Source organism: Cedecea sp. B1(4) (assembly GCF_059414925.1).
Genome location: NZ_JCAHMZ010000001.1, coordinates 73,521 through 86,584, shown reverse-complemented (window position 1 = coordinate 86,584; position 13,064 = coordinate 73,521). Strand labels below are relative to the sequence as shown.

Genomic DNA, 13,064 nt, shown 5'->3' with positions numbered 1-13,064 from the left:
AGGTGAATTAGCGCATTGCGAGACGGACGCGTTCAAGATCTTCTGGCGTATCCACGCCAATGCTCGGGATGGCTTTCGCCACGGCAACATGTATTTTTTCGCCGTTCCACAAGACGCGCAGCTGTTCAAGCATTTCGATTTGTTCAAGCTGGCTCGGTGCCCAGCTGACGTAGCGACGGATGAAACCAGCGCGGTAGCCATAGATGCCGATATGGCGCAGGAAGGTATCGCCAATCTCTTCACGTGAAGCGGCAAAACGCTCGCGATCCCACGGAATCGTGGCGCGTGAGAAATAAAGCGCGTAGCCCTGCGCATCCATAACCACTTTTACCGCATTCGGATTAAACGCTTCTTCCGCAGATTCAATGGGTACTGCGAGAGTCGCCATGCCAGCTTTGCTGTTCGCGACGTTGTGAGCAACCTGCTGAATAATCACCGGTGGGATCATTGGCTCATCGCCCTGTACGTTCACGATTACCGTGTCGTCGCTGAAGCCACATTTCTCAATAACTTCTGCCAGGCGTTCGGTGCCGGACTGATGATCGGGGCTGGTCAGGCAGACTTCTCCTCCCGCAGCTTCGACGACTCGTGCAACTTCCGGGTGATCGGTCGCGACAATGATACGCTCAGCACCTGACTCGCGCGCGCGGTCCAGAACATGCAGCACCATTGCTTTGCCGTTAATCTCTTTTAAAGGCTTACCCGGCAGACGCGTAGACGCATATCTCGCGGGAATAATGGCGACAAAACTCATGGGTTGGTCTCGTCTGAAGTCAGCGTACGGGCTTCACTTTCCAGCAGAACCGGAATGCCGTCACGCAGCGGAAAGGCCAGGCCATCAGGCTTGCAGATAAGCTCTTGCTTTTCCTGGTTATAGTAGAGCTTGCCGTTACAGACCGGGCAGGCAATGATTTCAAGTAAACGACTTTCCATAATTACTCCAGATGAGTGCCATCAACGGCACCAGAATAGCATAAATGACTAGTCAGCCGGGGTCATTTCCCAGCCAGTGCCCCAGCTTTCTCTTAATTCTGCGGGCAAAATACCCAGGGTAAGATGCGTCGCGGATTGCCAGCGCGCAAATTCCGTCAGTGCACCACGCAGACCGTCCTGCAAGGCGTCGGTGACTTTTATGCCCTCTTCCAGATAGAGGCTTATGACCTCCAGCTCCCCCTGCTTACGGTGCATTTTGGCGTCTATCCTGCCCACCAGCGCCCCTTTGTGCAGCAGCGGTAAAACAAAATAACCATAGCGACGCTTTTCCGCTGGGGTATAGCATTCCAGTCGATAGGAAAAGTTAAACAGCACCTCTGCTCTGCGACGATCCCAAACGACGGGGTCAAACGGTGAAAGTACGGCGCTGTGGGTAGCGTTAAGCAGATTTTGCTGCGCTTTTTCAAGCAGCGGTAGCAGCGAATGATGCAGCAGCATATCACCCAGTTTATCGGCCTGAACGCGAATGATATTGCCCGATGAAAGCCATCTTTCTATCAGGGGCTTTAACGCAATATTTTTCAGTCGGTAGTAATCAGCGAGCCATTCCGGACGAAAGATCCCCAGGCTACGGGCGCTGTTTTCCAGCATGAGTAACTCAGCCTCGGGCTGCTCAATCAGATGCAAGGCATCGTTCCAGTGCGGCATAACGCGCTGGGTTAAATCGTAAACCCTTTGAAAATTACGCCGTTCCGTCACCATCACCTGTCCGGCGGTAAATAACCCCTCAAGATGTTTTTTCTGTGGCTTCCATTCCCACCAGCCGCTCGCGCCTTTGCGTGGATGCTCAAAATCAGCTGAACGGACGGGGCCATTGTCTTTGATATAAGCGAGCAGCTGGCTGATATCTTCCGCATGCTCATTCATCCATTCGGGACGGTATTTCCAGCCCATGTTTTCGGGGCTCAGCATCCGGTGGCGAATTAGCGCAAAATCTTTTTTCGGCAAAAAACAGGCTTCATGTGCCCAGTATTCGATTAGTTCACCGCTCGCCAGGGCACTATCAAGCCAGCCAGATTCATACTGACCAAGGCGACTGAACAAGACCAGGTAAGGGCTGCGGGCAACAATATTAATGGTGTCAATTTGCAGCAGCGACATGCGGGAGATCGCGTCGGCAACGTCAGAGGGCCGTGCACGACGGCGAGGCTTTTGAAGTAATCCCTGGGCTGCAAGGTGGAGATTTCGGGCTGCTCGTAATGATAGTTGTGAAACGGTCATGGCACACCTGTAATCAACGAACGAAAAACCGGTGCCGCAAAGATTAACGCACCAGCGCCAGTAATTGCTTGAGGAGAGTTTCCGCGAGAGGTGAATAAAGCTGCGCATCAACCGGCAGATACCACCAGTTTGTATGCCCCCCGGCAAACGCACGGCATTTTACTGCATCTTTTTCCGTCATTAGTACGACTTGCTCCACCGTCGCGATAGCCAGCATATCCTGTTCGGTAATTGCCTGATGATCGGCCAGCGCCACTGTTTTCACCGGCGTAATACCGCATTGCGCAAGCGTGGCAAAGAAACGCGGCGGATGGCCAATACCGGCCATAGCCACAACGTCAGTAAAATCAGTGACCGGCCGGCGCTCACCTGTGTGTACGTTAATGGCGAGCCCGGGCTTCAAGCGCATGGCGATTTCACCAGCCTGCGGTTCCCCACCATTCACGATAATTGCGTCCACGCTGCGCAGACGCCCGGCTCTTTCGCGCATTGGCCCGGCAGGTAACCACCAGCCATTACCGAATCTGCGGGCCCCGTCGATCACAACGATTTCTTTATCACGCCCCAGAGCATAATGCTGCAGGCCATCGTCGGTAATGATGATTTGCGGAGCTTCAGCCGCGATGAGGGCTTTTACAGCCTCGCTACGCTTTGGCGCAACGGCGACGGGCGCGCCGGTGCGTTGAAAAATAAGTACCGGTTCGTCTCCAGCTTCGGAAGGTGTGGTTTTTGCGTCAAGCAGCAAAGGGTACGCTGCCGCTTTTCCGCCGTAGCCCCGGGACACAACGCCAACTCGCACGCCACGCTGCTGTAGCTGTTCTACAAGCCAGATAACAACGGGTGTTTTCCCGTTTCCCCCCGCCGTCAGGTTTCCAACGACCACCACAGGTACAGGGGCACGCCATATGGCACGCAGACCAATACGATAAGACAGGCGAATAACGCCGCTCACCAGGCCATAAAGCCAGGAAAGCGGCAACAGCAGTAGGTAGAGAGGTGATTTTCCCGACCAGATACGCTCTATCATTCGCCGAATTGCATCTTATGTAGCTGGGCATAGACGCCACGATGGGCCAGCAGCTCCAGGTGAGGCCCGCGTTCGACGATACAACCATCTTCCACCACCACGATTTCATCAGCCTGCTCAATTGTCGACAGACGGTGAGCAATCACCAGTGATGTGCGGTTTTTTTGCAGTTCATCCAGGGCAGATTGAATCGCGCGCTCCGACTCCGTGTCGAGCGCAGAGGTTGCTTCATCCAGGATCAGGATTGGGCTGTCACGCAGCAGCGCGCGAGCGATAGCGATACGCTGACGCTGGCCACCAGACAGAAGCACACCATTCTCACCGATAATGGTATCCAGCCCGTTGTCCATTTTGCTAATGAAGTCCATCGCGTAAGCCATGCGCGCGGCCTTTTCGATATCTTCGCGGGAATACTCTCCGGTACGAGCGTAGGCAATATTATTCGCTACGGTATCGTTAAAGAGATGAACATTTTGCGACACCAACCCCACCTGATTACGCAGAGACGCAAGGGTGTATTCGCGTATGTCGTGCCCGTCAATCAGGATTGCACCTTCCTGCTGCTCGTAGAAACGCGTGATCAGGCTGGCAATCGTCGATTTCCCCGAACCTGAACGCCCTACCAGCGCAACGGTTTTTCCTGCTGGAATGGTCAGGTTGATATTGCGCAGCGCCGGGACATCACGGCCTGGATAGGTGAAGGTCACATTGCGGAATTCAACGTCACCTTTAGAACGTTCGATGACCAGTTTGCCACCGTCCTTTTCCTGCTCAGAGTCAAGGATAGAGAACAGCGTTTGGCACGCTGCCATCCCGCGCTGGAATTGAGCGTTGACGTTAGTCAGTGACTTAAGCGGACGCATTAGCGCAATCATGGAGGAGAACACCACGGTAATGGTGCCGGCTGTCAGGGTTTCCATCACGCTAGGGAAGCTGGCGGCATAAAGCACAAAGGCCAACGCAAGGGAAGCAATAAGCTGAATAATCGGATCAGAGATAGAAGAGGCTGAAACCAGCTTCATCCCCTGATTACGCATGCGGTTACTGACTTTGTCAAAGCGGTCGGTTTCTACCTGCTGGCCGCCGAAAATAAGCACTTCTTTGTGCCCCTTCAGCATCTGCTCTGCGCTGGTTGTCACCTGCCCCATGGTATTCTGCATGTTTTTGCTGATATTACGGAAGCGCTTAGAGACGAAGCGAATGGCAAAAGACACAACCGGTGCCAACACGATCAGGATCACTGAAAGCTGCCAGCTGTACCAGAACATCAATATAAACAGGCCAATAATTGATGCTCCCTCACGGACAACGGTGATCAGCGCGCCGGAAGAGGAAGAGGCAACCTGCTCAGAATCATAGGTAATACGGGAGAGTAACGTCCCGGTGGACTGCTGGTCGAAGAATGAAACCGGCATCCCCATCATGTGGCTGAACAGTCGGCGACGCATGTTCATGACCACCATACCTGACACCCATGAAATACAGTAGCTTGAAACATAGCTGGTCACGCCGCGCAGCAGCATCAACGCAATCACGGCCACTGGCATCCATAGCAGTACAGAAGAGTCCGTTTTACCAAAACCATCATCCAGTAATGGTTTAAGCAGCGAAAGCATGTAGGTATCACTCGCCGCATTGAGGATTAACGCTATCCCAGCCACAATCAGACCCGTTCTAAAGGGGGAAATCATCGGCCAGAGCCGGCGGAAAGTCTGCCATGTGGAGAGATCTTTATCGTTCTGCATTAAGTCGAACCAGCCTTTTATGAAATAGCCGCATATTCTACCCATTATCTCGGGTGACGCCAAACCACTGATGATACCAACGGGGCAATATTTGTTCTCTGAAGCCAGAGATTTGCCATTTATCACCTTTTATTTCAATTGTCAGCTGCCCTGATTGAGCCGTGTCATGCCACTGATAACCGTATTGCCGGTAACGATGAATAATTGTTGAAGACGGTAAGCGCCAGGCGTTAAACCTGGAAGCAGAAGCCAGTGCCACGCTGCCTGAAACGGCTCTCAGTAAAGGACCGCTGGACGAAGTTCGGCTCCCGTGATGTGGAACCTGCAGGACGTTTGCTTCTAGCGTTTGCCACCGTTTTCTCAGCATAGCCAATTCCGCATTCGTCTCCAGGTCCCCCGTAAGCAAAAGGCTGAATCCCCCGTGACTAACTTTAACCACACAAGAGCGATTGTTGCTGCTCCCCTCATACTCTTCGGGGGGCCACAGCACATCGAATTGAATCTCCTGCCATGCCCAGTGTTGACCACGAAAGCAAGGCTCATGTCCCTTCCAGCGCAAAGGGCTACGAATATTTAAAGCAGGCCACTGCTGCTTAAGACTTTTCAATCCGCCGATATGATCAAGATGTTCATGGCTAATAATGACCTGCTCTGGCTGAAGGTTTCGCCATTTTAACCAGGGAATAATCACGGTTTTAGCCGCGTCTCCCCCGGGCCATGCGTTGCCTGTGTCGTAGAGTAACGCTTTCCCTTCACGCTCAATAACCACGGCAAGCCCATGGCCCACATCAAGCATATGGACGGCCCAGCTATTGGCCTCCGGCTTACGCCAAAAGGGAAACATCATCATAAGCAACACGGCTATAGTCGTAGCGAAAGAGCTTCGCCAAAAACCGAATCGCCACATCACTATGGCCCACCAGGCAATGAACGCCAGAAATTGATAACGGCGATCGAGTTCTTTCCACCCATCCGGCAACCCAGCCAGTAATCCGAATACTCCTGCAAGTGATTTATCGGCCAGTGACCAAAGCACCTCGCCAATGACAGGGACTTCTCCGAACACCATACCGGCTAAAATGAAAGGCACGCTAACGAAGGTAACCAACGGCACAGCGAAGAGATTAGCGGCCAGCGAAGTCATACTGATGCCGTGAAATAAAATCACCTGAAGTGGAATGAGCAACAGCGTAATCCCTGTTTGCAAATAAAGCAGATCGGTAAAAGGCCGAAGCCAGCGATTTATCGTCATGCGAGGCAGCGGCACCCACTGGTACCAAAAGATAAGCCCGCATACCGCAAGTGCGGAAAGCCAAAGACTTTCAGACAAGATAGCCATCGGTTCGCTAAACACAATACCCGCGACACAGCACAACAACACATCCCAGGATGACCACTTTCTGCCGCTCAGACGTAATATTGCCCAAATGCCCATTCCAACCTGGGTTCTGACCGCCGGCGGATTCATCCCTGACAACCAAGTGTAAAATAGCGCGACGCTAAAACTCATCACGAGGGGAAAACGAAACCCTATCATCGAAGCTGGCAGGCAAAATTGCAGAACCCGAGCAAACAGCCAGCCAATCCCACCGGCTAACGCAATATGCAGCCCAGAAATGGCCATCAGATGTGCAGTCCCGGTATCACGCATGATTTTTTTGACGTCTTCGCTGACATCTATTCGCTCCCCAAAGCCCAGAGCGATAATCACACCCTGCCACGGGAGATTAGCGGTAGCATTTTTGGCTTGTTGGAGCCATTTACCTCGGAGATTACAGCCGCCCGATAGAAGGCTTGCTTTCAACACCCGACCACTAAACGGCAGCATCTGCGAAAGCGCATAGCGCTGTCCGTCAAAAATACCTTCATTAAGACGCCCATGTACCGGGCGAAGGCGTAGCGTCATTAACCATGTTTGCCCCTCACAAACAGGCTCAGGCAATACGCTATTTCGCAATACAACGCCTGGCGCAGGAAACAGGTAACGATCATCCCGTTTGACTATCCGCAGTTCATGCCGTTTTTCGCCATCACTTCTCGTAATTTTCACCTGCACGGTCAGCGGTTTCTCCCCAAACTCAGAGAAAATATCCAGCATTTGCCGCGCACCCAACAGGCTCCAGCTCAAGAATAAAAGGCAAAGCACCAGATAGCTCACCCAAACGATACGGCCCCAAAAACAGGCCAGTGTCAGTGCAGCCGCCACGAACAGTAAAATCCCATTTTGTTCTGGAATAACCGACATCCATAACAGTGGTAAAGCGCTAATCAGAACGGCGCCAGCAACGGCAGGAATAGAAAACACATCCACCTCCTTGTTACAGGAAGTGTGCGGGAATCTTGAGATTAAATCAGGAAGCAATTGGAGAAATACGTGATGGCCTGAACTCCGATGAATCCGGCTTAACAATATTGCGTTAGCCTTCAGGAAGGCGCTCGCAAAATAGCAAAATCAGTAAAAAAAATGGCACCTCATTTGAGGTGCCATTTTTGCTAACTCTAAGGAATTAGCCGTAAATATTGGCGCGGTCACGCAACTCTTTGCCTGGCTTAAAGTGTGGAACGTATTTACCTTCCAGATCCACTTTGTCGCCGGTTTTCGGGTTACGTCCGGTGCGAGGAGCGCGATAGTGTAAGGAGAAACTGCCGAAACCCCGGATTTCAATACGTTCACCCTCGGCGAGCGTAGAGGCCATATGCTCCAGCATTTCCTTCACCGCATCTTCTACTGCTTTTGCAGGGATGTGAGATTGCTGGGTTGCAAGTCTTTCGATCAATTCTGACTTGGTCATGATTCCTCCGGTTTCCTTTCAGGAAAATTAGCTTACAGCTCTCAATCGAACAAGGGCGGCCGAAGCCGCCCTGATTTTATACCCTGGCAAAAGCCGGGATACAACGCTCGGACGATTACTCGCCTTTAGCTGCTTTGAATGCTTCAGCCATTGCGTTAGAGAAGTTGCCTTCTTCCTGTTTGTTGTTAACAGTCGCAATTGCATCTTTCTCGTCAGCTTCGTCTTTAGCACGAACAGACAGGCTAACAACACGGTTTTTACGATCAACGCCGGTGAATTTAGCTTCAACGTCGTCGCCAACGTTCAGAACCAGAGTTGCATCTTCAACGCGGTCGCGGGAAGCTTCAGAAGCACGCAGGTAGCCTTCTACGCCATCTGCTAATTCAACTGTAGCACCTTTCGCGTCAACTGCCGTTACTTTACCAGTAACGATAGTACCTTTCTTGTTCAGCGCAACGTAGTTGTTGAACGGATCTTCTGCGAGCTGCTTAACGCCCAGGGAGATACGCTCACGCTCTGCGTCAACCTGCAGAACAACGGCTGCAATTTCGTCGCCTTTTTTGTATTCACGTACTGCTTCTTCGCCCGCAACGTTCCAGGAGATGTCAGACAGGTGAACCAGGCCGTCGATGCCGCCGTCCAGGCCGATGAAGATACCGAAGTCAGTGATAGACTTGATTTTACCTTCAACACGATCACCCTTGTTGTGGGTTTCCGCGAACTGCTGCCATGGGTTGTTTTTGCACTGCTTCAGACCCAGGGAGATACGACGACGTTCTTCGTCGATATCCAGAACCATAACTTCCACTACATCACCAACGTTAACAACTTTGGATGGGTGGATGTTTTTGTTGGTCCAATCCATTTCGGAAACGTGAACCAGGCCTTCAACGCCTTCTTCGATTTCAACGAAGCAGCCGTAGTCGGTCAGGTTGGTCACGCGGCCAGTCAGTTTGGTACCTTCTGGATAACGCTTAGCGATAGCTACCCATGGATCTTCGCCCAGCTGTTTCAGGCCGAGGGAAACACGAGTACGCTCGCGGTCGAACTTCAGCACTTTAACAGTGATTTCGTCGCCAACGTTCACGATTTCGCTTGGATGCTTAACGCGTTTCCATGCCATATCGGTGATGTGCAGCAGGCCATCAACGCCACCCAAGTCAACGAATGCACCGTAGTCAGTGAGGTTCTTAACGATACCTTTAACTTCCATGCCTTCTTGCAGGTTTTCAAGCAGCTGATCGCGCTCTGCGCTGTTCTCAGACTCGATAACCGCACGACGGGAAACAACAACGTTGTTGCGCTTCTGGTCCAGCTTGATCACTTTGAACTCAAGCTCTTTGCCTTCGAGGTGCAGAGTGTCGCGAACTGGACGAACGTCAACCAGGGAACCTGGCAGGAACGCACGAATACCGTTCAGCTCAACAGTGAAGCCACCTTTAACTTTGCCGTTGATAACACCAACCACAGTTTCAGCTTCTTCGTAAGCTTTTTCCAGCGTGATCCAAGCTTCGTGACGTTTAGCTTTTTCACGGGACAGCAGGGTTTCACCGAAGCCGTCTTCTACTGCGTCCAGCGCAACGTCAACTTCGTCACCAACCTGGATTTCCAGTTCGCCGGCTGCGTTTTTGAACTGCTCTGCAGGAATTGCAGATTCAGATTTCAGGCCCGCATCAACCAGAACGACGTCTTTGTCGATAGCAACAACAACACCACGAACGATGGAACCCGGACGGGTTTCGATTGTTTTAAGGGATTCTTCAAATAGTTGAGCAAAAGATTCAGTCATGTTTAATCTTCAAAAGTTAGATTAACGTCCATCTGGCCTCATGCCGGATGGGGTTGTTTTACATACCCGCTCACACTCCATTGCAGCGGGGGTACTACAAAATGGGTCGCTATCTCAAGCGAGCGCCAGCTTTTCGCGGGCGTATTGTAGCGCTTTTTCAATCACTTGCTCAATGCTCATACTGGTTGAATCCAGAACTAAAGCATCGGCAGCAGGCACTAACGGCGCTACAGACCGATTACGGTCGCGATCGTCGCGTTCCTTGATCTCGGCCAAAAGGCGCTCAAAGTTAACACTAAAGCCCTTCTCCTGCAACTGTAGCATGCGCCTGTGGGCGCGCTCTTCAGAGGAGGCATCAAGGAAAATTTTCACCGGCGCATCCGGGAACACAACGGTCCCCATATCGCGACCGTCTGCAATCAGACCCGGCGCTTCGCGGAAAGCGCGCTGGCGGCGCAGCAAGGCTTCTCGCACACGCGGGAACGCGGCCACCTGAGAAGCCGCGTTTGCCACTTCCTGAGTGCGAATTTCAGCGCTAACGTCTTCCCCTTCGAGAATCACTTCCAAATTGCCGTCGGTGGAAATAAACCGAACGTCCAGGTGGGCCGCAAGGGGTACCAGTGCGTCTTCGGAAGACACATCAACATGGTGATGTAACGCCGCGAGCGCCAGAACGCGATAAATCGCACCAGAGTCCAGCAGATGCCACTGCAGCGCTTCGGCCATGGCCTTACAAAGCGTGCCTTTACCGGCGCCACTTGGGCCATCAATCGTTATTACCGGGGCGGATGCCGTCATCGTTTTCTCCTCTATCGCTGGATTCGCGGGTGGTAAACGCCGCGCATTATACGCCGCAACCGCCAGGACTGTTATCTTTCCAGACAAATATCCACGGGAATCAGGCTGAGTGTAGAAGAATTGCGCAACGGACGCTGTAAGGAATCGTAGAGAGAAAGAAAAACCGCATCAGACGATGCGGTTTTACAAACGTTATACAGGCGTACTGATGCGAGCTAACTGCTCGAAATAATCAGGGAAGGTTTTTGCCGTGCAGCCAGGGTCAAGAATCGTTACTGGCGTATCGGACAACGCCACCAGCGAGAAACACATCGCCATACGGTGATCGTTGTAAGTGCCGATTTCAGCAAACGTCAGCTTAGCCGGTGGCGTAACGCTAATATAGTCTTCGCCCTCTTCAACTTCTGCACCAACTTTTCGTAATTCCGTCGCCATTGCGCTCAGGCGATCGGTTTCTTTTACGCGCCAGTTGTAGATGTTACGCAGCGTGGTCGTGCCTTTAGCAAACAGGGCCGCGGTCGCGATAGTCATTGCCGCATCCGGGATATGGTTCATATCCATGTCGATCGCGTTTAGCTCACCACGTTCACAGCTAATGAAGTCATCGCCCCAGGTCACTTTCGCGCCCATTTTCTCAAGTACATCAGCAAAGCGAATATCGCCCTGCACGCTGTTCCGCCCGATGCCGGTAACTTTGACCACGCCACCTTTAATTGCCCCAGCGGCCAGGAAGTAAGAGGCGGAGGAGGCATCACCTTCTACCAGGTAAGCCCCTGGGGATTGATACTGTTGTGCGCCGCGAATCAGGAAACTGCGATAGTCGCGGTTTTCAACTTCCACGCCGAAAGTTTTCATCAGATGCAGCGTGATATCGATATAAGGTTTGGAAACCAGCTCGCCTTTAATGGTGATTTCAGTGTCATGTGCAGCCAGAGGTGCGGTCATCAGTAGCGCGGTCAGGAACTGGCTGGATACGCTGCCGTCCACTTCAACCTTGCCGCCGCCAAAGCCGCCACGCAGACGCAGCGGCGGGTAATTTTCTTGCTCAAGGTACTCAATGTTCGCTCCACCCTGGCGCAGCGCATCGACAAGATGGCCGATTGGGCGCTCTTTCATACGCGGCTCGCCGGTCAGCACAATGTTGCTACTGCCGAGGCATAACGCTGCAGCCAGCGGACGCATAGCGGTGCCAGCATTCCCTAAAAAGAGTTCCAGCTCACCATGTGCCTGCAGAGGGCCGGCCACGCCGGTGACTTCACAACGGGTACGATCCGCCGAAAGCGTATAGCTCACGCCCAACGCCTTCAGCGCGTTAAGCATATGGCGGACATCATCGCTATCCAGCAAATTGGTCAGCACCGTGGTGCCATTGGCCAGCGCGGCCAGTAGCAGCGCGCGGTTAGACACGCTTTTTGAACCTGGCAGATTAATGGTGCCGTCGACCAGCGCGATGGGTTGTAACGTCAGGGATTCCAGCATGGGAAAAATACTCTCAACTCAAACAGAATAAAAACCCCGCAGACGGGCCGCAGGGCGAAGTGCTACTGCATTAATTAACCGTGGCGACGCTCGAAGTCCACCATGAAGTCAGTCAACGCTTTGACGCCATCGAGCGGCATCGCGTTGTAAATCGAGGCGCGCATACCACCTACAACGCGGTGACCTTTCAGGGAATGCAGGCCCGCAGCGAAGGACTCGTCAAGGAACACTTTGTCCAGCGCGCTATCCGCAAGTTGGAACGGAACGTTCATCCGGGAGCGGTTAGAAGCCGCAACATCGTTACGATAGAAATCACTATTATCAATCACGCCGTACAGCAACTCAGCCTTGGCCTGGTTGATACGATCCATCGAGGCAACGCCGCCCTGCTCTTTCAGCCATTTAAAGACCAGGCCTGCCAGATACCAGGCAAAAGTCGGCGGCGTGTTGAACATTGAGTCATTATCGTTCAGCACGGTGTAATCGATAATCGACGGACACGATTTGTGCGCCTTACCTAGCAGATCTTCACGAACAACAACCAGCGTCAGGCCGGCAGGGCCGATGTTTTTCTGTGCGCCAGCATAGATAACGCCGAAACGGCTAACGTCGATAGGGCGAGACAGAATAGTAGAAGAGAAATCGGCGGCAACAACGGTATCACCAAAATCTGGGGTTTCATCGATTGAGATACCGTCAATTGTCTCGTTCGGACAATAGTGCAGAAACGCGCTGTTATCAGATACCAGCCATTCACTCATTGGCTTGATAGCACGTTTACCGTCCACGGTGATTTTCACGTCATGAGCAACCGGCTGGCAGTATTTTTTCGCTTCTTTAATTGCGCTATTTGCCCAGTAGCCGCCGTCAATATAGTCGGCGGTGGTTTTGTCACCGAGAATATTCAGCGGCACGCCTGCAAACTGACCGCGCCCACCGCCGTGGCAGAATAAAACTTTATAGTTGGAGGGGATTTGCAGCAGATCGCGAAAATCTTTTTCCGCCTCTTCAGCGACCTGAATAAACTCTTTACCACGGTGGCTAATTTCCATTACGGAAGTGCCCAGACCGTGCCAGTCGCACAGCTCCTGTTGTGCACGACGAAGTACTTCAGCCGGCAGCATCGCCGGACCAGAACTAAAATTGTATACCTGTGTCATTTCCCCTCACCACGCCTCGAGCAATAAGTTTTTATTACATTATCGGTTTTATCATTCAGC

At 52.4% G+C, this 13,064-nt stretch carries 11 protein-coding genes; all 11 read right to left on the bottom strand.

The window, feature by feature from the left end:
• Positions 1–7: 7 nt before the first annotated feature.
• Positions 8–754: a 3-deoxy-manno-octulosonate cytidylyltransferase gene (gene kdsB, locus ACR6JA_RS00380; RefSeq protein ID WP_213715941.1), complete on the bottom strand. Its 747-nt coding sequence runs from the start codon at positions 752–754 to the stop codon at positions 8–10.
• Positions 751–933, bottom strand: a complete 183-nt coding sequence (gene ycaR, locus ACR6JA_RS00375; protein ID WP_039291513.1) for a protein YcaR — start codon at positions 931–933, stop codon at positions 751–753. The genes kdsB and ycaR overlap by 4 nt, the downstream gene beginning before the upstream one ends.
• A 48-nt stretch (positions 934–981) precedes the next feature.
• Positions 982–2,214, bottom strand: coding sequence for a winged helix-turn-helix domain-containing protein (locus ACR6JA_RS00370; RefSeq protein WP_494493306.1), 1,233 nt, complete (start codon positions 2,212–2,214; stop codon positions 982–984).
• Positions 2,215–2,257: 43 nt separating this feature from the next.
• A complete protein-coding gene (gene lpxK, locus ACR6JA_RS00365; protein ID WP_494493305.1) occupies positions 2,258–3,241 on the bottom strand; it encodes a tetraacyldisaccharide 4'-kinase in 984 nt (327 codons plus the stop codon).
• Entirely contained in the window at positions 3,238–4,986 is a 1,749-nt protein-coding gene (gene msbA, locus ACR6JA_RS00360) for a lipid A ABC transporter ATP-binding protein/permease MsbA (RefSeq protein ID WP_494493304.1), read from the bottom strand. Before msbA ends, lpxK begins: the two co-directional genes overlap by 4 nt.
• A gap of 37 nt (positions 4,987–5,023) precedes the next feature.
• Entirely contained in the window at positions 5,024–7,291 is a 2,268-nt protein-coding gene (locus ACR6JA_RS00355; protein WP_494493303.1) for a ComEC family protein, read from the bottom strand.
• A 202-nt stretch (positions 7,292–7,493) separates the two neighbouring features.
• The gene (gene ihfB, locus ACR6JA_RS00350) at positions 7,494–7,778 is read right to left on the bottom strand and encodes an integration host factor subunit beta (RefSeq protein ID WP_008461182.1); all 285 of its coding nucleotides are present in this window, start codon (positions 7,776–7,778) and stop codon (positions 7,494–7,496) included.
• Between the two features lie 115 nt (positions 7,779–7,893).
• Positions 7,894–9,567 (bottom strand): 30S ribosomal protein S1, encoded by a 1,674-nt coding sequence (gene rpsA / locus ACR6JA_RS00345; RefSeq protein ID WP_008461180.1) that lies wholly within the window; start codon positions 9,565–9,567, stop codon positions 7,894–7,896.
• 114 nt (positions 9,568–9,681) lie between these two features.
• Positions 9,682–10,365 (bottom strand): (d)CMP kinase, encoded by a 684-nt coding sequence (gene cmk, locus ACR6JA_RS00340; protein WP_213715946.1) that lies wholly within the window; start codon positions 10,363–10,365, stop codon positions 9,682–9,684.
• 192 nt (positions 10,366–10,557) lie between these two features.
• Entirely contained in the window at positions 10,558–11,841 is a 1,284-nt protein-coding gene (aroA, locus tag ACR6JA_RS00335) for a 3-phosphoshikimate 1-carboxyvinyltransferase (RefSeq protein WP_213715953.1), read from the bottom strand.
• 77 nt (positions 11,842–11,918) lie between these two features.
• A complete protein-coding gene (gene serC, locus ACR6JA_RS00330) occupies positions 11,919–13,004 on the bottom strand; it encodes a 3-phosphoserine/phosphohydroxythreonine transaminase (protein ID WP_494493302.1) in 1,086 nt (361 codons plus the stop codon).
• Positions 13,005–13,064: the final 60 nt, after the last annotated feature.

What these genes read in the sequence shown, in the direction of transcription:
- kdsB (WP_213715941.1), bottom strand. Translation starts at nt 754, where the DNA reads ATGAGTTTTGTCGCCATTATTCCCGCGAGATATGCGTCTACGCGTCTG.
- ycaR (WP_039291513.1), bottom strand. Translation starts at nt 933, where the DNA reads ATGGAAAGTCGTTTACTTGAAATCATTGCCTGCCCGGTCTGTAACGGC.
- ACR6JA_RS00370 (WP_494493306.1), bottom strand. Translation starts at nt 2,214, where the DNA reads ATGACCGTTTCACAACTATCATTACGAGCAGCCCGAAATCTCCACCTT.
- lpxK (WP_494493305.1), bottom strand. Translation starts at nt 3,241, where the DNA reads ATGATAGAGCGTATCTGGTCGGGAAAATCACCTCTCTACCTACTGCTG.
- msbA (WP_494493304.1), bottom strand. Translation starts at nt 4,986, where the DNA reads ATGCAGAACGATAAAGATCTCTCCACATGGCAGACTTTCCGCCGGCTC.
- ihfB (WP_008461182.1), bottom strand. Translation starts at nt 7,778, where the DNA reads ATGACCAAGTCAGAATTGATCGAAAGACTTGCAACCCAGCAATCTCAC.
- rpsA (WP_008461180.1), bottom strand. Translation starts at nt 9,567, where the DNA reads ATGACTGAATCTTTTGCTCAACTATTTGAAGAATCCCTTAAAACAATC.
- cmk (WP_213715946.1), bottom strand. Translation starts at nt 10,365, where the DNA reads ATGACGGCATCCGCCCCGGTAATAACGATTGATGGCCCAAGTGGCGCC.
- serC (WP_494493302.1), bottom strand. Translation starts at nt 13,004, where the DNA reads ATGACACAGGTATACAATTTTAGTTCTGGTCCGGCGATGCTGCCGGCT.